We start from the raw sequence: 24,591 nt of genomic DNA, 5'->3' as shown, positions 1-24,591 counted from the left end.
TGGAACAGGCATCTTGCCTGTTAAGGGCCTGTTCCACAAGAAAATTCACTCTTTGTGGAACAGGCATCTTGCCTGTTAAGGGCCTGTTCCACAAGAAAATTCACTCTTTGTGGAACAGGCATCTTGCCTGTTCTGTTAAGCGAGAATGGTGCAAGATGTGAGTTACTACAAAGTTATTTGTTATCGGCCTTTAGTTAAATTTTTCAATTCCCGCCATATTGGAGGAATTTGGCCGGAGTGTGTGCGGGGCTGGGTGAGGATTCCTTGAGTGGGACTGAACAGCAATGATAGCACAAATAACCCCGATGCAACTAAAACTATTGCCGGGCCGGATGGTAAGTTATAAAAGTAGCTGAGATACATTCCGCTAATGCTGGAAATAACTCCGATTATTGCGCCTAAAATCATTACTTGGTGCAGACGAGTGACTAGGAGATAGGCGGTACTTGCGGGTGTAATTAATAGGGACAAAACTAGCACTACGCCAACGGCTTTGAGGCTGGCAACTATTGTAAGGGCGATGAGTACCATCAGTCCGAAGTTGAGCAGGTTTACTGGCAAACCTGTTGCTTGGGCTCCTAATGGATCGAATGTGTAAAATAGCAGTTCTTTGTAAAAGAATACTACAACTAATAAGACTACGGCGACTATGACGGCTGTGTCGATCGCATCTTGGGGGGTAACGCCGAGGATGTTGCCGAACAGAAAGTGGTTGAGGTCGATTTTGTTGTCTTTTTGGACGATCGTAATTAGGGTGATGCCGAGGGCGAAGAATGCCGAAAATACGATGCCCATTGCGGCGTCTTCTTTGATTGTCGATCGAGCTTTGATCCAAGCTATGATTACTGTACTCAAAACTCCGGCAATGAACGCGCCGATAAAGATATTTCCTCCGAGGATAAATGCGATCGCCAATCCGGGCAAAACCGAGTGGCTGATGGCGTCTCCGAGCAAGGCCAGCCGCTGTACCATTAGGTAGCTGCCGACGATCGCGCAGACGATGCCGACGAGAATGGCAATTAGGAGCGATCGCTGCATGAATCCGTACTGCAACGGCTCAATTAAGGTTTGTAGCATAAAATTATAAAATCACACCTAACTAATGACTAACAACCAAACTAAACCGGTTTGATCTGAGATGTTGCACCATTCTCAATAAGCTTTTTAGGAACAGGCAAGATGCCTGTTCCACAAGAAAGAAAATTCACTCTTTGTGGAACAGGCTTTTCGGCCTGTTCTTGAGGCCTGTTCCACAAGAAAATTCACTCTTTGTGGAACAGGCCGGAAAGCCTGTTAAGCGAGAATAGTGCAAGATGTGAGTTGGATATGAGATTTATCGTTGCCCAATTCAAGATTATCAAAAAAACCGCGTTCAAGAGTGTAACTCCTAGATTAATGACCAAGAATTTCTTGATGGTACCCGCCACGTGATTTATCCGTGGAATCCCAAATCGAAAATCGAAAATCCTCAAGCCCCCGCATTTATCCGCGGGGTCAATCTAAAATCTAAAATCTAAAATCTAAAATCGATTGACTGCTGGCTAATTAAGCTGCTTGTCCGGCAAAGAACATTACTTGTCCGCCGTAGGCGCGGTAAAGGTTTTCTTTTGTTAGCACTTCTTGGCGAGAACCAGCGGCAATCAATTCTGTATTTAGCAAAATTAAATCGTCAAAATTGGTAATTGATTCGCCTAAGTCGTGGTTGACTACTAAGACGATTTTCCCGGCATTTGCTAGCTCGTGGAAGATGTCAAAAATGATATTTTGAGTTTTTTGGTCAACGCCGACGAACGGCTCGTCAAAGCAGAAAATAGCGGCTTCTTGGGCTAAAGCTCTAGCTAGAAATACTCGCTGTTGCTGTCCGCCGGAAAGTTGCCCGATCGGTCTGTCTTTGTAAGCACTCATGCCTACTCTTTCTAAGGCATCGGCGGCAGTGCGGCGGCTAGCTGCCGAGAAGCGGCGAAACCATCCGGCTTTTCTGACTCTTCCCATCATCACGACATCCCAAACGGTGGCGGGATAGTTCCAGTCAATTTGCGATCGCTGGGGCACGTAGGCTACTGTTTCGAGTCGATCGGCGATCGCTTCTTCGCCCCAGGTAACAGTGCCGCGATCGGCGGGAATTAAGCCCAACATTGCTTTAATCAGGGTGCTTTTGCCGGCACCGTTGGGGCCAATAATACCCGTCAGCCTTCCCGGTTTGACGGAAAGATTGATATCTCTGAGTGCCTCTACCGTGCGGTAGTTTACTGCTAAGTGCTTAACAGCGATAATTTCAGTGTCCGTAGCGCTGTCTTTGAGGTGGCAAACCATTTTAGACCAAGGATTCTCGTTGGGGAAGGCGGCGGTATTCATGGCGGTGAGTCTATCTCCTTTTTATTAAGTTTACTGTAAAAATGAAAAGAATATGAAATCATCGGTAAATAGGAATAATTTGGAACGCACCAGAGGTAGATAATGCGACACTGCAAGCTCGAAACCCCTCAAACCATAGGTTTGGCGGCGAAAATCTCAAGTCGGTTAAAACTGATATCTTCCACCCTTCTCAATAACAGGCAAGATGCCTGTTCCACAAAGAGTGAGTTTTCTTGTGGGGTGGGCATCCTGCCCGTCAAGAACGGGCAAGATGCCCGTTCCACAAAGAATCAGTTTTCCTGTGGCACAGGCATCTTGCCTGTTCCTAAGCAAGTTATTGAGAATGGTGTCAGATGTGACTTAAAACTGATATCTTCCACCCTTCTCAAGAACGGGCAAGATGCCCGTTCCACAAAGAATGAGTTTTCTTGTGGAACAGGCATCTTGCCTGTTCCTAAGCAAGTAATTGAGAAGGGTGTCAGATGTGAATTAAAACCGACGGCAATTGTGAAGCAACTTGATAAAGGGGAGTTTAGCCGTGAATCGGGGATTGAAACCGCCGCCCCTGGATGGGACAAGTCCAAGGCATTTTTTATCAGAACTATTGCCTGCGGCATTTTGACTTTGGGTTTATTTAGTTGCGCTCAAACCCAGGGCGATCGCCTCTCTCCAGAGGCAGATGCTAAACCGAAGGTAGTTGCTACTAGCACAATTATTGAGGATTTGACCGATCGACTAGCGGGTGGCGAAGTTCAGCTAACAGGAATTTTGCAGCCGGGAACAGATCCTCACGTTTACGAACCCGTGCCAAAAGATTCTCAAGCTTTAGAAGAAGCTAACTTAATTTTGTATAACGGTTACAATTTGGAACCGGGATTAATTAGGATGATGAATGCCGCCGGAATTAAGGCGCGGAAATTAGCAGTGGGGGAAGTTGTCAAGCCTTTGCTACTGAATAAACAAGGCAATACTGTACCAGATCCGCACGTTTGGGGAAATGTGGAAAATGTAGTTCAAATGGTGGAAGCAATTCGGGATGCGCTAATCGAACTGTCGCCGGAAGATCGGGAGAAGTTTACGCAGAATGCTGTGAAACTTACTGAAGAGCTAAAACGTTTGGATATTTGGATCGAAAAAGAGATTAAAACTATTCCAGAAAAGCAGCGCAAATTAGTCACAAGTCACGATGCTTTTCAATATTACAGCCGCGCCTACGGATTGGGAGAGGCTAACAGTTTGATCGGGATTAGTACCGAGGAACAGCCGAGCGCTCAAACGGTGCAAAAGTTAGTAGAATCGGTGAAATCTGCGGGAGTTCCTGCTATTTTTGCTGAGACTACAATTAACCCGCAACTGATTAGAACAGTGGCGGAGGAAGCGGGGGTGAAATTGGCGGCGCAGCAACTTTATTCGGATTCGATTGGGGCACCCGGAAGCGAGGGCGATTCTTATGTGAAAATGATGTCGGCTAATACTCGCGCCATCGTCGAAGCTTTGGGGGGGAAATACACGCCGTTTGAAGTTAGCAAGTAGCAAGTATGGTGCGTCAGAATAGTTTTATTTTCTGTGCGGATAGGGTGACAGCTAACTAATACCAGTTTCAAACAAGGATGGAACTGTAGGTAATATCTAAACCCCAATAGTTATCCTTGATTCCCAATCTAAAATCTAAAATCTAAAATCTAAAATTGTCTGACGCACCTACAAGTTTCAGTTTACCTGCTTCGACAAAATTAAATTAAGCACGTTCAACTCGTTGGAACTTAAAAGATATTTATCTGTGAAAATCTTTTCTCTACTTTGCTCTAAACTGTAGCTTCTAAACACGATAAATGGAAAGTCTTGATACTTGTGCCCGATCGGCATTACACTGTCTATAGGGTAGATCGATCGCACATAAGCCGACAAAATATCCCTAAACCGCCTGTCTTCCGGTTCTTCCAGCCTGCTGTCAGCAAAATACTCCTGCATTTCCTCCCCGCTGACAAAAGCAAAAAGCGGTATGGCATAATAGCGATCGAACTGCTGACTCTGCTGTTCGAGATACTGAGTTTTCTCGACTTCGCTGTTGAGAAATTGCAATAACTCGATCGCACCTCCTGTTATAGCCGATATTACATTCTCCGGGGACGAATCGCTATCCCTAATTAGACGCATTTTGTGCAGCAACTTCTTCTCTAGACATTCCTTAATTTCTCGATGCAGCGACATCTGGTATGTTTCTACCAAAGTGCGATCGGCTAGAGGTACGATCAACAAACTACCGCAAACATGACCGAGTTCTAAATTATCATAGCTCAACAAACCATCCAGCGGATTACACTTCTCCAAAAATTTACGATTAAAATCATCCCGCATTTCCAGGTAAGAGTTGCCCTTTTGACGCGAGTCATCAGAATTCGTCAAAACAAACTCCCCGCGACTCAAAAGCTGTTCCAGGCTCGTATAAACCTCCTTAAACAACATATTTCCTCGCTGGCTCTCGCTCTTTAGTGTCTTAATTAGAGCCGCCATTTTGCTGCTAAAAGTATCCCCGACTGCGGAAACCGACTTACCGCCGATGGGAATCATCAAAAACTTTTCCCTACCCAAATATCCATATCCCACAATCCGCGTCATCACCGCAGTCTTCAGAATTAGCAGTAAATTCAACAAACTCAACTTGCTTTCTTGTAAAGAAAGTTCCGCATCATCAGCGTAATAAACTGCTGTATCAGACAGATAAAAAACCAATTCTTTGTCTTCACCATCAAGGGTTTTACCGTTATCATATTCTCCGCGTCCCCGATAAATCACCTGTATGATTTCCATCAGATTTTTCTCAATTTGGAAGCGGGGAATATCCACTAAAATATGCTTAGTTTTTGGGAAAGAAAGTCCACGACTTCCCGATGCAGTCATAAAGATTACTTTAGCTGTATTTTTGTATTTCTGTATTTTTTCTTTCTCCTCTTCCGAGATATTCGCGTGGACTTCCAGATAATCGGTATAGCGATTAAATTCTCGCTCATTTTGGATTTTATCAATCAACTCCGCCAATCTTCGCTTATCCTGAATGTAGACGATAATTTGTTCAACTCCCGGTATTGCTAACCGCTGATTGATATCCTCAATTATTTGAGACTGTACCCGTTTTACCAAATCATAATTTAGTTTTAAAGAAATATCTTCAGTGAATTTAACAGCTTCTACAAACACCTTGTAAGTTATCTCTAAACTGCTAGCCGGATAGGAATTCGTATTGATAAGTTTAGCAGCTAATCGTTTAAATTCAAAAGGAATAACTTGTAAAGGCGGGATTTCCTCAGAAGTTTTTGGGAGCTTTTTGAAATATATTTTATCCGGTTCCGGCGAGGTATCATCGAGGTGTTGTTTAATCACATCCGGGTCAACAATCGAAGCATCGGCTACAATAATTTTAGTATTAAAACCGTGTTTTGGGTTGTGCAAGTCATATTTGTTAAGCAGCCTACCAATTCCATGCAAAAACTCAACGCCGCCGTCGTCTCCAGTAATTTCATCGATCATAATGAAAATGTGTTTGATGCGGCTGGAGATTTCTTGCATTTTAGGAGAAATGACTGCTTTTTCCCCCTTGTTGTAAGCATCTTGAAATATTTTCTCTAAATGCTGGAGAGTATTTTTTCCGGTTTCTGTCACCTTTAAAGACTGAATGGAAACGGTAGCCACGATATTGTTCGATGTTTTACGATTGATGAGCGAATATATTCCCTCACAAACGCTATTTAGCACTCCATGCTTTTTGCCTATCCTAGGTTTGATTACTGTTTCTCCCTTCCTTTCAAGTTGCGGCTGGTGATATTCCTTCCGCTGCATTTCGGCCCTGTTGTTGATGAAGTGGACACTTTTTTGTTGAAAATTTTCGTGATGATTATTTGCGACGTAGTTGACGGTACATTGTCCAAAATTGCTGTCTATAGTATCGGAACTTGAGTTAATGCAAAATAAGCGATTGTCGCACAGCAAACCAGTCTTTTTGTCTCGAAATTTATCGATGATATCTAAGTTGACTTGCTTGCGGGGACTGACGTAAAAAAACAAGAAACCGTCGTTTATATGGGTTTTGAGGAAATCTGCGATCGCCGTTGTTTTCCCAATTCCCGGATTCCCCGTCAAAAAGATATAAGTTTCATCAGATTGCAGTGCTTTGACAATCAATTGAGCGTGAGCATTTCTCAGATGTAATCCGCGATCGATTTGCAAATCATCGGCCAGTTTATCTGATATAATATCTATGGAATTAACAAAATTATCGATCCGCTCTGTATTACGTACAGGTGTAGAACTTTTGCCAATCGTCAACAAATCGCTGACAAACTTTTTGCCATTTTGAAAACTGCGAGCTGCGTTGAGTTGAATCGTATCTAAAACATCGCCGCGAGCATCGTTAATCTCTTTATTTTTCGCTTCCTGCTGGTAGATTTTGGCACAATTCGCCAAGATGTCAATTTTATCACTGCGGAGGGAAATTGCGCTAATTGTGCGATCGCTATAACCGACAACATTCAACAACACCTCAGCACCATCAGGAATCATACCAGTCGTTTGCAGAAAACCGTAGAAGCTGTGAGCGTAGCTACCAGCCTGAATCAACTTAGCGCTTTCCTTATCCTTATACTTAAAAGCCGTAAAATAGCGGTTTAAACCCTCCGAAAAGTCAATACCTAAAGTGCTAGTATCGATTCGCAGATTAGAAAAAACACTTTTCGATCGCAAATAGCTAATTTCTCTGAGCAAAGACTTCCGCATCACCTCTATTTCGTTGAGATTCTCGACTTTTTCCGAAGTCAACGGAGGAGTAAACACAGATAAATCAACGCACAGAATTCTAAAATCCTTACCATTTTGCAACAAAATCAGGGTATCAGCTTGCAAAAACTCGCCTTTTTTCTTGTAGCGGCGGATGTAGGAGTTAATCTCATCGTCTGAGAAATTTGGTGGTGCTGTTTCAAACTGAGATAATACCTTCTTAAACGCTTTAAAAACTTCTGTCTCATCGTCATTCTGGGTTCTAATACTGTTAGCACAACTCAAACTGCACTGAAAATACAAGATTTGCGATAACCTTAAAGTCCAGCCCGTAGATGTGAGGTACTCCCGGAAGAAATTCAACCCACCAATAAAGCCTTTTTGGACAAAAAATAGACTCCACTTCTCAACAATTTTAGCATCCAAACTACCGAGGAGATTAGCTTCCCTAGTTATTTCCGCCATCATCTTTGGCAATTCTAGTTTCTGTAAATCGAGACGGTAGGAATCTCCGAAATTGTGAGCTATATTTTCACGCTGAATATACGCCAGAATCCCTATATTAAATCCCACCTCAAACAGCCGTCCCAAATCTTCACCAATCATGATTAATACCTCCCTCATCCACATTCAAGACTTCTCTTACCTTATTCAAAAATGCCAGGGAATTAAAATCCGCACTACCGCCAGCATGACTAAATACAGACAAAGCACCCACCGATTCATCGCCAATAATTCGCTCGTAGGGGTCAAGTTTTAAACTAATATTGTGACGAGCTTCATACCGAGAAAAGTGGAATATTGTTAGATAATGTAGCAAATTATTTTTGATTACACCATCATAAATCAAACCTTCACGAATATCTTGATCGTCTAGGATACCTTGATAGATATTCAACAGAGTCGAGTAGGAAATGACACCGTTATAAAAGTTTTTTTCCTCCCTGACTCTAATTCCGTTAAACAAGTTGAAAAACATCACAGCTTGCTGACTGGTATCTGCAAACAAGCTTTCAAGCTCCATTGCATCCTGAATGTAAAAGGATTTTCCCCTATCGCCTAGGAAACTGCGGACATAGTATTTATCAAAGAATATCGGATAAATTTTGATATCCCGCCTCTCTCCCTTCAAAGTTCGGAGCAATTTTTTTGACATGAAAGACAATTCCTCATCTTCCTCAGTCTGAGTAATATGCAGCGTACTCATGTAAGGTGCTTGCGAAATATATGCGAAATTCCGATATCCTTGCTGATAAAGCTGACTCATTGAATCTTCAAGGATTAACGGCTCAGAATAAAGACGGCTGACACTGTAATTCTCGGAAAGTGTTTTCAGCATTTCGACTTGAATTGTACTGTCATCTAGACGATTGATTCCGACAATTTCTCCGATTAAGCAGGCTTGTCTTTGGAAGCGGTTTTGATTGCTTCTTTTCGCATCACTATCCCGGCTGGAAACGACAATAATTGCCAATTTATCCAACTCAGGGGCTAGCTGTACATTATCATCGAATCGAAACTTTTTAGGAAGGATTGAATACAGGGAACTCAAACCGTTACGAATTGTGTAACCATTGGGCGTTTTTCTAATCCGAAATCCTTGAGAAGTTGAGCGTTGTTTTTCACTCAAAATATGAGACAATGTTTTAGAAAGGTTAGCCATAAACACTTCTGACGGCGAAGGGTGATTGTGGTCGCCTTCGTGGAGCCTCACCATCGGAATAAACAAGTTGTCCGCAGCACTTTCGAGCAATATCCTCAGACAGATATAGGACAGCAGCAACATGGTAAACTTATACACAAAAATTGCTGCAGGTTGTAAACCTTTATCGCCGCAGTCTAGTCGTCTATCGTCATAGGGAAACACAACTAATTTGGTCTGAAAATGTTTTTCGTAGATTTCTCTAGAGCGAGGGGCTTTAGGTGCAGAAAGTACAGGCAAAACATCGACACCTTTGATATTGTATTCCATGCTAAAATTTTGGCGTTCATCAGTTGGGAAATACCGGACATCTTCGATGCTGATATTGACGGGTAGCTGACAAATAGATTTTTCATCGACACTAGGTTCTTTGACGGTAATATAATGAAGCGTTTGCTTGTAATTTCGCTCCATAATGTCATTAAAAAATTTACCATTCGTCAAAATATTGTCAATATCTTCTACCAGACCTATTTTGAGGTTTACGTGTCGCGTTTCTGTGCGGGTTGGTAAAATTGTTTGACGCTCCAGAAAGCCTTTTAGCATTCTTCTCAGATGCGTAATTTTGTGTTTTATGTTAAACTGATTAAGCCCTTTAATAAAGTTGCGAAAAAGCTCTTTTTTTTGCTCATCGTTAGAACCTTGCAAAACGGGCAAGACTCTTTGTTCAAATAGGGATCTAGGCTGATGATTTAGTTCCGATTCCGGGTCGTAATTTTGTGCTAGTGGGTCATTGCGGGAAGCCAGCACAAAATAGTAGAGCAATGCTATTTTTAACAGTTTGCGGACGAAGGTTTCGGGATTAGAATCCTCATCAAATTCTGCTTGATGTTCTTCACTGTCGGGATTTAGCAGGTTCAGATAATACTCAAATACATCTTTTCCACCGCGCGCTTGAACTGAGTTATCAAATTTGATTTTGAGGCCAAAGATAAACTTACGCTCGTTACGATAATTGTCCGTACTTTCTCCCAAGTAACCTGATACAATAGGAATAATTGGCAGTGTATCTAAAAATTCCGAACGGGCAAATATCTCGCGATAATTAACTCGAACACCAGCATAATTAACTTCGTACTCGCCATCGGATTTAGTTGGGTCGTTGATGTATTCTTCTATCAATCTGAGGCGGCGAATTAAGTCTTCTAAATAGATGATGCCTACAGTATCTGTGCTGCTTGCGCGGATGTGTTCGAGCAGATACTCTAAGTAAGTAATCTTAGCTTCTTTTTGAATTTTGCCGAGAGTTTCTTTGTCTACCAGTCGGATTAATTTGTGAAAATCCGATTCAGGATTTTTAACCATCTCATCAAGACGGTGGTTAAGGTCTTCTTTCTCACTGCTAGTCTCGGCATTTTCATTGATATAGTTTTGCAAACCCTGCTTGAGTTCTTGTTCAAAAATATCTGTATTTCGGACGGTAACGGTCAATTTATGCAATTTTAAAGCTGCATGGCTTCCAGTACCTCGGCTTTCCAAAGTTAGCCTTTCTTTTTCTAAAGAAGGGTGGCGGGTGCCAAAATCGTATTTAAAGCCTAACTCTTGGCCGCTTCCCCGAAAAGAGGGTGAGTCTAATGGACTAATCAAACTAGCGACAAACCTTTCAATAGAAGTATTTTGTGGCAGTTTAAATTCTAATTGCTGCCGCAAACACTGTTGAATCTGTCTAACTTGACTGCCAAAACGCTCCTCAATTTCCGGCGGTAAGTTAACAGTAGCAGAATGTGCTTGACGTTCCCCAGAACCCAGGGGTTGCCGCACTCGCTTGTTGGCAACATCCGCAGCAATGGTGTCAATATCAATTAGCAAGCGGCTGTTGTCTTCTGATACGCTAAACGGGTTTTTAGATTGCAAAACTTCTAAAATCTTGTCCAGCAAATCGCCATAGTCCACTGGAACTAAATCGCTGTCATCCAATCTTAAGAGGTTCACCCTGTTAACTCCTTCAAAAAGCTTGAATCCACTCTTTCACATCGTACTCAGTCCAAACCCCATTTACCCAATAAGGATCGGCTTCCACCAATTGTCGCACAGCCGCCTCATCTTCGGCTTCGTAAATTGCAAAAACTTTTGTTAAATCTTTCGTGGGCCCGATCGTACTTAATACACCCGATTCCTTCTGCTTAGCCAATCCGGCTAAATGAGCGTCTCGAAACGGCTCGCGTTTTTCGAGAACGTCTTCGCAGTAACTTCCCCACATCACATATTTTGTCACGGTTTTGAGCCTTAGATGAATTTGTTTAAAAGTTATTGTACAATAAGAGTAAGAGGTTTTAACTAAAATTTTAAGAAGAAGATTAATGAACCGCAGAGAGCGCAGAGGGCGCAGAGGAAGAGGGGAAAGAGAGATGAGTGTTAGATAGGAGAAGATGGCTATGACTTTATTAGACATTCGTTTGTTGACGGTTGAAGAATATCACCGAATGGCAGAAATTGGTATTTTTGAGGAAGACGAACGAGTAGAATTATTGGCAGGACAGATAGTAAAGATGGCTGCAAAAGGAACAGCACACAGTGCAGCGGTGACACGCACAGAGAAGTTACTGGAAAACCGTTTGGGAGAGCGAGTTTTGGTGCGGCTGCAAGATCCTGTTCGGTTAAATGATTTCTCGGAACCTGAACCCGATCTTGCTGTGGTCGTACCCGATCCGCTTTACTATGAAGACCACCATCCAACTCCGTCTGAAATTTATCTGATTATTGAAGTTGCTGATAGAACCCTGAGAACAGATTTGGGGATAAAAGCGACTATTTATGCTCAGTCAGGAATTGCTGATTATTGGGTTTTGGATGTTAATAATCGGCAACTTCACGTATTTAGAGAACCGAGTCAGGATGGCTATCAGAGTATAGTAGTTCTTGAGGATGATGCGAGTATTTCTCCTTTGCAATTTCCTGATTTTTATTTTATGGTTGGGGAGATGTTGCGGCCGTTGGTGTCAATTTAATTAACGTTAAAAATTGAGCCCTGCAGGGGTTGAAACCCCCGCATCAAAGCTGAAGTCCTCGCTATGAAGACTGAAGAGTTCATTAGTTACCAATTATGCACTTGAGACGGTTTTATTGCAAGAATTTGAGCTTCTTCGCTTTGCTCAAAATGGCAAATTTACCTTGTTATCTCTAAATCTTATTAGTCCTCTTGAGAGGACTTTAGCTTTGAGCCAGGGAATTCATTCCCTGGCGGTTTCCATTGCTGAGTAGCGGCCTCTTTAGCTTCTCAAACTAACGCCGAATTTCTCAACTAAAACATCGCGCACTTTTTGTTGTGCCGGTTCGACATCGGTTTCGCTCAAAGTTCGATCGCCCGCGCGGTAAACTAACCGAAAAGCCAAACTCCGCTGTCCCGCCGGCACGTTGTCGCCCCGATATTCGTCGAACAATTCCACGGAATCCAGCAAACTACCCGCCGCCTTTTTCATCGCACTCTGCATCTCAACAACCGGAACTTCAATCGGTGCGAAAAACGCAATGTCTCGGTCTGAAGCGGGGAAACTCGAATAACCCGCGAATTTGCGAGTTAAGTTGTTCGATCGCCCTAATTCACCCAACAGCACCGCTAAATCTAATTGAAACACGTAAACCTGCTCAGGCAAATCCTTTTCTTGCTGCAATTGCGGGTGCAACTGTGCGAAAATTCCTAAATGTTTCCCGTTTAACGATAACGCAGCGGTGCGGCCAGGATGCAGCCTTGTGGGGCGGGCATCTTGCCCGCCACTAATAGGATAAACATCCTGTTTACCATCATCTTGTCGATATTCCACCGACAAACCCAACTCTTGAAATGCGCTTTCCAAAATACCTTTTGCCTCAAACCAAGTCAAAGGTCGATCGCGCCCTCCCTGCTGCCATTTCCACACAGTCGGATCGCCGCCGATAATCCCCGCAACTGCATCCGCTTCCTTCATTGTGGGGAGTAGGGGTTGGGCATCCTGCCCGCCCTCTTCCTTCCAGAAAATGCGGCCGACTTCAAAACCGTTTAGCGCCCCATTTCCCTGTTCCAAATTGTACTGGAAAGCATCAATCAAACCCGACAGCATTTCAGTCCGCAAAGCCGAATACTCCACAAACAGCGGATTCGCCAGCACCACCTGATTGTCTCCCTCAGTTTTCACCAAAGAATAGTGCATCAACTCCGTCAAACCGGCAGCCCGAAAAGCCGATCGCACATTCCGAATTGCCGCGTATTCCGCCGACAGATAACCGGGTTCCGTTTTGCTGGGCAAAGTATCGCAGAAATTGTCATAACCGTGGAGTCTGGCAACTTCTTCAATTAAGTCAATTTCCCTTTCTAAATCGCGGTAACGGTAAGGAGGAACAGTTATTGCAAACACCCGTTCTTTTTCCGTTGCAACAACTTCGCAGCCCAAAGCTGTCAGAATATTTTTCACCTCTTCCGGTTCCAAATATTTAGAACCGCCCGTTTGTCCTCTTTTCAACTGCCCCAAAACCAGATTTACTCGGTCTAAACGCAATTCGAGCGATCGCGAAAAACTCAAATCCTCGCCGGAACTCGCCGTTTTCTGCACCGTCGCAGTGCCTCCAGCCAACTCCAAAATTAGGGCAACAGCGCGGTTGCAAGCCGTCGCCAATGCCGCCTGATTCACCCCCCGTTCGTAGCGGATCGATGCCTCGCTCCGCAGGCCTTGAGCGCGCGCAGAACGGCGAATCGTTGCCTGGTCAAAAATCGCGGCTTCCAAGACTAAATTGTGCGTTCCTTCGTGAACTTCCGTATCTTCGCCGCCCATTACCCCAGCTAAGGCAACGGGTTTGTCGCTAGCAGTAATTAACAGATTTTGAGCTTGCAAATTGCGGTTTTGTCCGTCCAAAGTTTTGAAGGATTCGCCTGTTTTGGCAAAGCGGACGCCGATGCTGATATCTTGAGTACCTGTGAAAGATTGCAGGCGATCGCGATCGAAAGCGTGCAGCGGTTGTCCCCATTCCAGCAAAATGTAATTAGTTACGTCAACTACATTATTAATTGGCCGCACTCCCGCCGCCTGCAACCGCTGCTGCAACCAAGCTGGAGAAGCAGCAATTTTCACACCTTCAATTGCCGTGCCGATGTAAATCGGGCATCCTTGCGCGTGGGATATTTCTACTGCCAAACCAGGACTTTCTTTGCCCTCAATCACCACACCATTCGCTTCGGGAATTCTCAAACTCGCCCCAGTCAGCGCCGCCACTTCCCGCGCTACACCCACCATGCTCAAAGCGTCAGCACGGTTGGCAGTTGCTGTCAAGTCTAAAATTACGTCATCTAAACCCAAAAGCGGGCGAATATCGCTGCCCAATTCGGGATTTTCTAACTCGAAAATGTGAATGCCCGCTGACTCTTTCGCCAGTCCCAATTCTGCCAGAGAGCAAATCATTCCTTCGGAAGGAACGCCGCGCAATTTAGCAGGTTTAATCTTTAAATCAATAGTCGGGAGAAAAGTTCCTACAACAGCGACAGGCACGTAGATGTCTGCCCTAGCGTTGGGTGCGCCGCAAACAATATTCAGAGCTTCTGAAGAGCCGACATCCACTTGACAAACTCTCAATTTGTCTGCATTCGGATGCTGTTCGCAGGCGATGATTTTGCCCAAAACTACGCCGCTTGCCCAAGGGCGGCGGTCTTCGATTTCTTCAACTTCAAAGCCTGCCATTGTCAGGGTTTCGGCTAATTCTTCCGGCGATATCGCCACATCCACCAATTCCCGGAGCCAGTTTAGAGAAATACGCATAATTTAGTCAGTAGTCAGTAGTTAGTTGTCAGTAGTTAGTTGTCCGTTGTCCGCCCCGGCGAACTTCGACTGTGTAGCCTCAGCATAAATTATCGGACACTCATACCACATTAGTTTATTTTTGTCAACACATTTTTGTGATTGACGCAAAAACGAGCGATGAGTCCAAAGGTCACTAATTGGTGACAAATTAGTAACATTCTCAAAATAGAATGAGGTATGCTAGAAGTATCTGACAGGACAAAGAGCATCTAAATTTAGCTCAATAGCTTTCATCTCCGCACTCTATCCGATCGAGGATGAGTGGCGGGATAAAAGCCCGCCCATCAAGGGGGTTCGAGGCCCCGTAGATGGACAATTATTTTTTATTTCAAGACTAACTTTCAAGCATGGTATAATTATGGCATGATTACAGCATATAAATACAAATTACGTCCTAACTCATGGCAAGCCAATCAATTTGATGAGTGGCTTAATTTGTTGCGGATGCAGTATAACTATAGGCTGTCAGAGCGTTTTAACTGGTATGAGTCCACTCGTTGCCCTCTCGATTCATGCTCTCTGGTATCATGCAGTATTGCTCCCATACTCGAACAGCCAGATTATTACTGGCAAAAGCGAGACTTACTCAATACCAAAAAGCTATTTCCTGAGTACAGACAGATTCATTCTCAGGTATTGCAGAATTGTGTTGAGAAAGTTAAAAAAGCTTTTGATCGATATATCAAGGCTGACAAAACTGGTCAGCGTTCTGGCAAGCCAAGATTTAAAGGGAAAGGTAGATATCACAGTTTCACCTATAGCCAGATGAAACAGGACTGCATCAAAGGTAATCGCATCACTTTACCGAAAATTGGTGACGTGAAGATTATCTTGCACCGTCCTATTCCCGATGGATTTAAAATCAAAACTGTTCAGATTGTCAAAGCTGCGGATGGTTACTATGTCACCTTGACTTTACAAGATGTCACCGTGCCAACCCTACGCTATGATATCAATCTCGATCGTGCAGTTGGTATTGATATGGGACTCAAGGATTTCTTGATAACCAGTGATGCTGATACTGTAACCATTCCTCAGTTTGCTAGAAAAGCCCAAAAGGATAAAAAACTGCGAAATAAATCTGTCTCTCGCAAAAAGAAAGGCAGTAATCGCAGACGAAAAGCTGTTAAACGTCTTGCTAAACATCATCAAAAAGTGGCAAGGCAACGCAGAGACTTTCATTGCAAGACTGCAAAGCGATTACTAGACAAATACGACCTAATTGGCTTTGAAGATTTGAATGTCAAAAGTTTGGCTAGAACTAGGATGGCAAAGTCAATCCTAGATGCTGGTTGGAGTGAATTCCTATCTATTCTGGTTTGTAAGGCTGAAAGTGCTGGCAAATTGGCTATAGCTGTGAATCCAAATGGCACTACCCAAAATTGTTCTAGTTGTGGTACTCGCATCCCTAAAACTATTGCCGACAGATGGCATAGTTGCCATGTCTGCGGTCTTGAACTAGATAGGGATGTGAATGCTGCAATTAATGTCAAGAATATTGCTGTCGGGCGGACAGTGATTAAAGCTCAGCGTGCTTCCGATGCAGATGCAGGATTAGCTGAGAAGCCCACCCTATACTCGTCCGCGAGTTAGGGTTGGGAGTCGTCACCAAGTCTTTAAACTATCTTCAAGGATAATCTACCGAAAAAACTCACAGCAGCGAGATAATCAAAATAGGGAAAAGATATCGGCCTAATAGACTTAGGTGCAATTCCAATTCGCAACCGGACGCACGGCCCGCCGGCAAATGATAGATCAGTATTTCTACCAGAAGCAGGAACAGGCAATTTGTGCGTCGATCGACGCTGACAAGATCAGAACAACATAGGCAAACTCAATCAACATGAGCTACTGCGTAAATCCGGGCTGTCCACATCCTCAAAACCCTGCTGACTCTATTCTCCAATGTCAGACGTGCGGTGCGCGGTTATTGCTGCGCGCTCGCTACCGAGTCATTGAACCGTTAGGACAAGGAGGTTTTGGAGCTACATTTCTGGCAAAAGACATCTCATTGCCCGGTCAACCGAGTTGCGTGGTCAAGCAACTGCGACCCAGTAGTTCGTCGCCGCGAGTTTTAGAAATGGCGCGGGAATTATTCAAGCGAGAGGCGAAAACCCTCGGCCAACTGGGCGACCACCCGCAAGTACCGAGGCTGCTAGACTATTTTGAAACCGAACAGCAATTTTACTTAGTTCAAGAGTATGTTAAAGGCTCGACTTTGAAACAAGAAGTCAAGCACTCAGGCCGTTTCAACGAATCGGATGTTAAAAATTTTCTATTAGAAATTCTGCCAGTAGTGCAATATATCCACAGCCAAGGAGTAATTCACCGAGACATCAAACCCGCAAATATTATTCGCCGAGTTCAAGACGGCCACTTAGTTCTGATTGATTTCGGAGCGGTAAAAGACCAAGTTAGCCAAACAATATTATTAGACCCCGCCGACCAAAGCGCCAACACGAAATTTTCAGTCGGCACATTTAGTTTTGCTCCCCCGGAACAAATGGCGCTGCGGCCGATATTTGCCAGCGACATCTACGCGGTGGGGATGACTTGCTTGTACTTGCTGACAGGAAAGTCGCCCAAGGATTTAGATTTTGATGGAGTAACCGGCGAAATTGTGTGGCATCCCCATGTTCAGGTAAGCCCAAATTTTGCGCGGATCCTCGAAAAAATGCTGAAGCCGATGGTTGGCCACCGCTTCCAATCGGCAGCAGATGTCCTCAGAGCTCTCTCTGGCGAATTTGAAGACCCAAGTCTTGTCGATGGCTTGGCAACTCAATTCAACGGCTCTTCTCGTGCAGTTGAAGAACCGACAATATTTAATGACGAGGGTTCTTCGTGGTCACGGCCTCAGAGCAAAATTAATCAAGATTTACGATCGAACCACACCCGCGCTGGTAGAAGTTCCTTCACCCAATCCGGGAACACGGGGATGCAGCCCAGAGTTTCCCGGACTCTGGCTGAGTCAGGCAGAACTTTCGGAACGGTTGGACATTCTAGCGGCAATTTAGCAGCGTCAAAGGTATCGAAAGTTGCTCCTAAGTGGGACACCAACAGCTTGCGAGCGGCATATTTTAAAGGCAAGCGCGATTTTGCTGACTGCGAACTGTCGGGCTTGCAACTGCAAAAATTGCAGTTAGCGGGAAGTAATTTTTATCAGGCTAGGTTGGTGAAGGCAAATTTGCAAGCAACGGATTTGTCGGGGGCGAATTTGGGTCACGCCCGGTTAACTCAGGCGAATTTGCGAGATGCCAACTTGACAGAGGCTTATTGCAGCACTGCCAATTTTGAAGGCGCGGATTTCCGAGGTGCTGACTTGACGGGGGCTTATTTGACTAAGGCGAATTTGCGGGGAGCAAATTTGTGCGGGGCGAATCTTACGAACGCTACAGTTTCTGAGGAACAACTGGCAATGGCAAAGACCAATTGGCTTACTGTTAAGCCGGATGGTAAGCGGACTTTTGGATTTTAATAAGTCAGTTGTCAGTTGTCAGTTGTCAGTTGTCAGTTGTCAGTTGTCAGTTGTCAGTAGGCAGTAGGCAGTAGGCAGTAGGCAGTAGGCAGTAGGCAGTAGGCAGTTGTCAGTTGTCAGTTGTCAGTTGTCAGTTGTCATAAGTTAACAGTCAACACTCCACAGTCAACAGTCAACAGTCAACAGTCAACAGTCAACAGTCAACAGTCAACAGTCAACAGTCAACAGTCAACAGTCAACACTCCACAGTTAACAGTCAACAGTCAACAGTCAACAGTCAACAGTCAACAGTCCACAGTCAACTCCCCCAGTCAGGTGAGTCGTCAGGAGGAAGCTCGATCGCCGATCGGCCGCCTAAATTAAAAACTAGGAATGGAGGATTCGATCGCACCTAAACATGAAACTGCTCAACCGCCGCACTCGAACGCTTCTGTACACCGGCATCCTGGCGCTGGCCTACTTTGTTACCGGAAAACTCGCAGCGTCGATGCTGGGACTGGTGAAAGGCGAACCCTCCCCCGTGTGGCCGCCCGCCGGTATTGCTCTAGCGGCACTGCTACTGCAAGGGCGACGGATGTGGCCGGGAATTGTCCTCGGTTCGGTGCTGTTAAACTCTACCGGCGGTATACCGTCGGCTGTTATTGCCACATCGGCCTTTAGCGTCACCCTGCAAGCGCTGGCTGGAGAGGCTTTACTGACTTGGAGCGGATTTTCTACCAAACTCGATCGACTGCGAGATGTTCTGGCTTTAGTAGCGGGCGCTGTCATCGGGTCTACTCTTGTGGGTTCTATCCTCGGCAACTTGGGTACGTGCATTTTTGGTTGGGCTCAGTGGAGCAATTTCTCTCGCAACTGGTGGACTACGTGGCTCGGAGACGGCATGGGAATTTTGATTGTAACGCCCGTGCTGCTGACTTTGAACCACGTCGTTAACAGTTTTAAATTTCCACTAAAACTCAGATATTTCATTATTCTCAATTACTTGTTTAGGAACAGGCAAGATGCCTGTTCCACAAGAGATGAATTTTCTTGTGGAACAGGCATCTTGCCTGTTCTTGATAATGGTGTAAGAGGTGAGAAACAATCTCGGATTATTTCTATTTTAAAACCCTTTTTTAACTGGGAAAGTTACCAATCACAAGTTACAAATTATCCCCGGAGATTTCCTGCACCTGAAAACCGCTACAATCTTCTATTTTTAATCATTAATTATTCAGAAATAGCGCTCTGGCTGACTCTCTTGCTGAGCGTTAGCTGGCTATTTTTTTGCTCAAAAACACAAGCGGCGATCGCTCAGTATCCGCTGGAGTATCTGCCTTTTCCTCTAATAGTTTGGGCTGCCCTGCGGTTTCAACCGGCGGGAGCGATTTTTGCTTATTCGATCGTCTCTTACATCGCGATTTGGGGAGCAGTGCAGGGAGGCGGCCCGTTTTTGGCCAAAAGCGATAATCTCAAACAGGCGGTTTTATTTTTACAAGCTTTTACCGGTACGATCGCCCTTGTGGCTCTGATGTTGGCCGCCGCCGTAGCAGAACGCCAGCAAGCGCTCTTTGAGGTGCGCCGCACGGCCGCCATGCTGCGCGATCGCGAAGCTAGTTTAGCCAACGCTCAGCGCATCGCTCAGTTGGGAAATTGGGATTTAAATTGCGCCGCCCTCACAGCAACTGACAACTGCGAAGAATCCGCAGAACATCATATATCTAATATCGAATTGCGGTGGTCAAACGAACTTTACCGCCTCTTGGGTTTTGCTCCGGGAACTGTCAAACCCACACCAGAAGTTTTTTTGCAGGCTGTACATCCAGAAGACCGAGAATTGGTGGCGCGATCGCAGCGCCAAGCTATGTTTGAACGCCAAGCCTATTGCATTAACTACCGAATTGTGCTGGCAGATGGCTCCGAACGTACTGTCTGCGAACAGTCGGCCATTGAGTCAGGGGCGATCGCCGCCACAGTCCAAGACGTTACCGAACGCCACCGCGCGGAAACCGCTTTGCGGGCGTCCTCCGATCGCGATCGCTTGCTCTCAGAAATCGCCCTGCGAATTCGCAACTCCCTCGACCTCGAAGAAATTCTCAATACTACTGTTGCCGAAGTCCGGCAATTTTTCAAGGCAGACCGCGCTTTCATCGGTATTGTGGACGCGGACGGGGTAAATCTTCCTAGCCCGGTGTACGGTAAGGTTGTGGCTGAGTCTGTGGCAAGCCAATGCCGTTCTCTTTTGGGGTGGGTACTCGCTGACGAGAATCACCTCGAAAGCCAGAAAACTTTTTATGCTAACAACCGCGTCCGAGCTCTCTCCGATACTGCTAGCGTTCAACAGAGCGTTCCAATTTCCCAATTGTACAGCGATTATCAAATTAGAGCGACGTTAAATGTGCCGATCTTCCTGGGGGATGAATTGTTCGGGATCTTGGCCGTCAACCAGTGCTCCAGGCCCCGCCAGTGGCAGGAATTTGAAATTGATTTGTTGGAAAAACTCGCTACCCAAGTGGCGATCGCTCTACAGCAAGCCCAACTTTTGCAGCAGGTAAAAGCTCTCAATGCCAACTTGGAATCTCAAGTCGAGGAACGCACCCACCAACTACAGCAAAAAATGCACGAGTTGCAAGAAAGCAACCGCCTGAAAGACCTATTTTTGCACGCAGTTTCTCACAATCTCCGCACTCCTGTTATGGGAATGTTAATACTGCTAAAAAATTTGCTCAACAAATCGCCCTCTGACTCTCTACAAGATGTTCCGGTTTCTCGATCGATTTTGCAGCGCATCGTTCAGGCCAGCGAACACCAGTTGACTATGGTTAATGCCCTGCTCGACGCTCACGCTAGCGAGGTCAAAGGGATTGTTCTCAATACTGTACCGCTGCATTTGCCGTCTTTAGCTTCAGCCATTGTTGCCGATTTAGAACCGATTCTGGCAAAAAATCAAGCAAATTTGACTCAGGATATTCCGGCGGATTTGCCACAAGTCAATGCCGATCGCCAACACTTGCAGCGGGTGCTAGAAAATCTGTTGACTAATGCTATTAAACACAATCCTCCGGGAGTCAATATAACTTTTAAAGCCGAGGTAATTGAAGTTGAAACAGCGCTAAGTTATGAAGAAAATTCACAGGCTTTAAGAGCGCCCAATAATCCGCTTGGCCGCTGTATCGCTAACCGGATACCTGCTGCGGGCGATCGTCCTAGGATGGGCGAGAGCACCCAGAAAAATCAGGAAACCCTGGCCAAATTTAACCTCGACGGCAGTTGCAAAATGCCTCGCTATCAGGGTCAAATTGGCAATATCGGCAGCAAATTGCCCGAAGTCACCGTAAAAATGGTTCGCTGTACTGTAACAGATAATGGAGTGGGAATCAGCGCCAAACAGCGGGAATCTCTGTTTGAACTTTACGTTCAAGACCCTAATAGCCGACAATTAACAGGGCTGGGTTTGGGACTGTACCTGTCCAAGCAAATTATCAAAGCTCACGGCGGCTCGATCGGCGTCGAAAGCACTCCCGGCGGTGGTTCGACTTTCTGGTTTTCGCTACCTGCTGTCAACTCGGACGATCGATCTTTGTCAATCTAAAATCTAAAATCTAAAATCCGCGCAACCGCTAAGTTTTTCGACTCACAGTCAACAGTCAACAGTCAACAGTCAACAGTCATTCCGGTGCAACCGGAATTGATATAATCTAAAATGGTATGACCTATTTGGGCAATGCAAAATCAGTTCAGGCGTTAACGGTTTACGAGGTGTGGCGCGATCGCTTCCTCCGAGATCGGCTGCGCCCTGCTGTCGGAATTGCCATCTTTTTTGCCTTCACAATAACAGTCTATTTTCTGGGCGAAAGATTCTTCGCTCGCCAGGAGTTTGAAAGTGTTTATTTGTACACGAGCGCTGCTGTAGAATTGGGTTTGTTGACTTGTTTTGTGTTGCAAAAAACCTCCTTCGGACAGCGCTATCCCGGTTTGCTATTTTTGGGTTTTTCGTGGTCGCTGACGGTGATTGTACAGCTTGGGCTAGCTGTCGCACAAGCCGGGGAATTACCAATTTTTACCTGGAGTTTAGCGTTTCTAATCCAAGCTACGGTGATGCCCGTCCGCTGGCGTCTCCACCTGATTTCTCAACTCGGCGTTTTGTTTTGCCACGTCGGGATAAATTTGGTTTTAAATCTAAGTTTTGCTAAGTATACTCCTTTTAAGTTGACCGGGTTGTACTTATATTTGTTTTGGTTTTGTTTGATTTGCGATTTGTCGGTTTATTGGTACGAATGTCTGCAACGGAAAGAGTTTAGTACGAGGCGTGAGTTGGAATCTGCTTACCAGCAGTTGGAGGCGGCGGAGGCGAAGTACCGCAGCATTTTTGAGAATGCGGGCGAGGGGATTTTTCAAAGCACTCCCGATGGCCGTTATATTACTGCAAATCCAGCTTTGGCGCGGATTTACGGCTGCGATTCCCCGGAAGAAGTGACGGCAAAGTTTACTGATATTGAGCGGCAGTTGTACGTCGATCCGGCTCGCAGAAATGAGTTTTTGCGATCGATCGAGGAAAGCGGCACAGTATCGGATTTTGAATCTAAAATTTACCGCTCTGATGGCAGTATAGTCTGGATTTCTGAGAAGGCGCGGGCGGTACGGGACAGCAGCGGCGCTGTGCTTTATTATGAGGGTTTAATTGAGGATATCACGCAGCGCAAACAGGCACAAGAATCGCTGCGGCTCTTTATCCACGCTCTTTCTCACGACTTGCGAAACCCGGTAGCGGGAATGTTAATGGTGCTGAAAAATTGGCAGACGAAAACCGGGGATTCCATCGCAATTCCCCGTTCTGTTTTGGATCGGATGATTCAAGGTAGCGAGCAGCAATTGCGCTTGATAAATTCGCTGTTGGAAGTTCACGCCGGGGAATTGCGCGGTTTGGTTCTGCACTGCGAATCGGTTAACTTGAGGGCGATAGTTGAAGCCGCTGCGACCGATTTGGAGCCTTTAATGAATGAGGGTAAAGCTACTTTTAAAAATTTAGTCCCGGATGATTTGCCAGCCGTGAATGCTGACAAAACTCAGTTGTGGCGCGTGTTATCTAATTTAATAGCTAATGCTTTGAAACACAATTTTCCGGGACTGAATTTAACAGTTTCTGCTCAAGTAATCAAGGCTGAAAAATTAACTATAAATCAAAGGAGAGCAAAACAAGACATCGACAAATTACCGATTACCAATCCACAATCTCCCATTACCAATCCCCAATCGCCCATCCCCAATCCCGGAAGTAGGATGATTTACTGTACCGTGGAAGATGACGGGGCGGGAATATTGCCGGAACAGTGCGAACATCTTTTTGACCTTTACGCTAGGGGCGATCGATCCCGACACTCCGTCGGTTTGGGTTTGGGTCTATATCTTTGTCGGCAAATTATTAATGCTCACGGCGGCCAAATAGGGGTAATTAGTACTCCCGGTGCTGGGGCAAGTTTTTGGTTTACTTTGCCGCTGGCTGAGAATTTGCGGTGATTTTTTTTGTATGTTTAATTACATTAAATCTAGCAATCGTGCCATATATTAAGAACGTTCTTAATTGCGGAAACCCTTGCGAAATATGCTTCTGCCTTCTTCCTTCTTGCTGCGGCTATACTTGTGTTGTGCCGTCGCAGGTGCTTTTTGAGTGGTTCAAGCCAAATCAGTAGATCGGACTATTTCGATCGGACTATTGATATTAACTTAAAACCGTGGTATATTTACCAAAATGTTTTTAAAAGAAAAATAAATTTCAGATCTTCACATTTTCTTTAGAAACATCATTTAATCTAGAAAACCTCTAAAACTAGATAAAAAATATGCAATTTATGTTTGTCGAGAAAAGCTCAGAAAATACAGCTAAAGAGGATGCAGCTAAGTACGACTCAGCTAAATATAACGAGCGGTCGTTCTCAACTTTAATTCGGGCGCTCCGTCTTTCCCAAGGTTACTTTTCTTTCGTTTTAGTCAACTGCAACTCGCTGGCTTTGCGGCAGCAAATAGTCGATCGGCTGCAAGTAAATTGTCCCGTGAAACCCCGGCAACTGTTTTTGCCCAAATCGGCTACAACTCTTTACACGACAATCGCAGCAGAAATAGACGGGGAACAGCCTCCAGCTTTAATGCTCCTCGGTTTGGAATCAGTGCAGCCCATCGATCGATTGCTCGTTTCTACCAACCTACTATGCAGCGAATTCAGCAAAACATTTTCGTTTCCCCTCGTCTTTTGGGTGACGGATGAGCTTCTGAGAAAAATCATTCGCACCGCCCCGGATTTATACAATCGGATGACGACAATTAGATTTATCAGTAATTAGTAATCAGCCCATAGATTTTAGATTTTAGATTTTAGATTTTAGATTTTAGATTTTAGATTTTTAACAGTCAACAGTCGATCGATTTTAGATTTTAGATTTTAGATTTTAGATTTTTAACAGTCAACAGCCCATCGATTTTAGATTTTAGATTTTAGATTTTAGATTTTTAACAGTCAACAGCCCATCGATTTTAGATTTTAGATTTTA

14 protein-coding genes are annotated in these 24,591 nt (G+C 44.8%); 8 read left to right on the top strand and 6 right to left on the bottom strand.

Going from position 1 to position 24,591, the window contains the following annotated elements; genetic code table 11:
- Positions 1-180: 180 nt before the first annotated feature.
- Entirely contained in the window at positions 181-1,077 is an 897-nt protein-coding gene (locus tag QT990_RS29125; RefSeq protein WP_333143052.1) for a metal ABC transporter permease, read from the bottom strand.
- Between the two features lie 468 nt (positions 1,078-1,545).
- On the bottom strand, positions 1,546-2,355 hold the full coding sequence (locus QT990_RS29120) for a metal ABC transporter ATP-binding protein (RefSeq protein ID WP_333286992.1): 810 nt from the start codon (positions 2,353-2,355) through the stop codon (positions 1,546-1,548).
- Positions 2,356-2,457: 102 nt separating this feature from the next.
- Between QT990_RS29120 and QT990_RS35920 the strand changes: the two genes are divergently transcribed.
- Entirely contained in the window at positions 2,458-3,888 is a 1,431-nt protein-coding gene (locus tag QT990_RS35920) for a metal ABC transporter substrate-binding protein (RefSeq protein WP_445305461.1), read from the top strand.
- A 177-nt stretch (positions 3,889-4,065) separates the two neighbouring features.
- On the opposite strand, the gene QT990_RS29110 is transcribed toward QT990_RS35920, so the two are convergent.
- The 3 genes from QT990_RS29110 to QT990_RS29100 are packed head-to-tail and all read right to left on the bottom strand — an operon-like array spanning position 4,066 to position 11,042.
- Complete coding sequence (locus tag QT990_RS29110) at positions 4,066-7,731, bottom strand: helicase-related protein (RefSeq protein ID WP_333143050.1); 3,666 nt, start codon at positions 7,729-7,731, stop codon at positions 4,066-4,068.
- A complete protein-coding gene (locus tag QT990_RS29105; RefSeq protein WP_333143049.1) occupies positions 7,721-10,759 on the bottom strand; it encodes a hypothetical protein in 3,039 nt (1,012 codons plus the stop codon). Before QT990_RS29105 ends, QT990_RS29110 begins: the two co-directional genes overlap by 11 nt.
- 13 nt (positions 10,760-10,772) lie before the next feature.
- Positions 10,773-11,042 (bottom strand): YciI family protein, encoded by a 270-nt coding sequence (locus tag QT990_RS29100; protein ID WP_333107441.1) that lies wholly within the window; start codon positions 11,040-11,042, stop codon positions 10,773-10,775.
- A 160-nt stretch (positions 11,043-11,202) separates the two neighbouring features.
- On the opposite strand from QT990_RS29100, the gene QT990_RS29095 reads away from it, so the two are divergent.
- Positions 11,203-11,775: a Uma2 family endonuclease gene (locus QT990_RS29095; RefSeq protein ID WP_333143048.1), complete on the top strand. Its 573-nt coding sequence runs from the start codon at positions 11,203-11,205 to the stop codon at positions 11,773-11,775.
- Positions 11,776-12,036: 261 nt separating this feature from the next.
- On the opposite strand, the gene pheT is transcribed toward QT990_RS29095, so the two are convergent.
- Positions 12,037-14,550, bottom strand: a complete 2,514-nt coding sequence (pheT, locus tag QT990_RS29090; RefSeq protein WP_333143047.1) for a phenylalanine--tRNA ligase subunit beta — start codon at positions 14,548-14,550, stop codon at positions 12,037-12,039.
- Positions 14,551-14,955: 405 nt separating this feature from the next.
- Between pheT and QT990_RS29085 the strand changes: the two genes are divergently transcribed.
- From QT990_RS29085 to QT990_RS29060, 6 genes are all read left to right on the top strand, one after another.
- Positions 14,956-16,185: a transposase gene (locus tag QT990_RS29085; protein WP_333143046.1), complete on the top strand. Its 1,230-nt coding sequence runs from the start codon at positions 14,956-14,958 to the stop codon at positions 16,183-16,185.
- Between the two features lie 250 nt (positions 16,186-16,435).
- Positions 16,436-18,067 (top strand): serine/threonine-protein kinase, encoded by a 1,632-nt coding sequence (locus QT990_RS29080; protein ID WP_333143045.1) that lies wholly within the window; start codon positions 16,436-16,438, stop codon positions 18,065-18,067.
- Between the two features lie 120 nt (positions 18,068-18,187).
- A complete protein-coding gene (locus QT990_RS29075) occupies positions 18,188-18,430 on the top strand; it encodes a hypothetical protein (protein WP_333466082.1) in 243 nt (80 codons plus the stop codon).
- Between the two features lie 34 nt (positions 18,431-18,464).
- Positions 18,465-21,638 (top strand): MASE1 domain-containing protein, encoded by a 3,174-nt coding sequence (locus QT990_RS29070; protein ID WP_333466081.1) that lies wholly within the window; start codon positions 18,465-18,467, stop codon positions 21,636-21,638.
- A gap of 116 nt (positions 21,639-21,754) precedes the next feature.
- Entirely contained in the window at positions 21,755-23,563 is a 1,809-nt protein-coding gene (locus tag QT990_RS29065; protein ID WP_333143042.1) for a PAS domain-containing sensor histidine kinase, read from the top strand.
- A gap of 332 nt (positions 23,564-23,895) precedes the next feature.
- Positions 23,896-24,384 (top strand): hypothetical protein, encoded by a 489-nt coding sequence (locus QT990_RS29060; protein WP_333466080.1) that lies wholly within the window; start codon positions 23,896-23,898, stop codon positions 24,382-24,384.
- The last annotated feature ends 207 nt before the right edge of the window (positions 24,385-24,591 follow it).

It is taken from the genome of Microcoleus sp. T3_B1 (genome assembly GCF_036700445.1).
In the GTDB taxonomy this organism is placed as follows: Bacteria; Cyanobacteriota; Cyanobacteriia; order Cyanobacteriales; family Microcoleaceae; genus Microcoleus.
The sequence above is the reverse complement of the archived record's forward strand: the minus strand, read 5'-3'. Positions and strand labels throughout refer to the sequence as shown.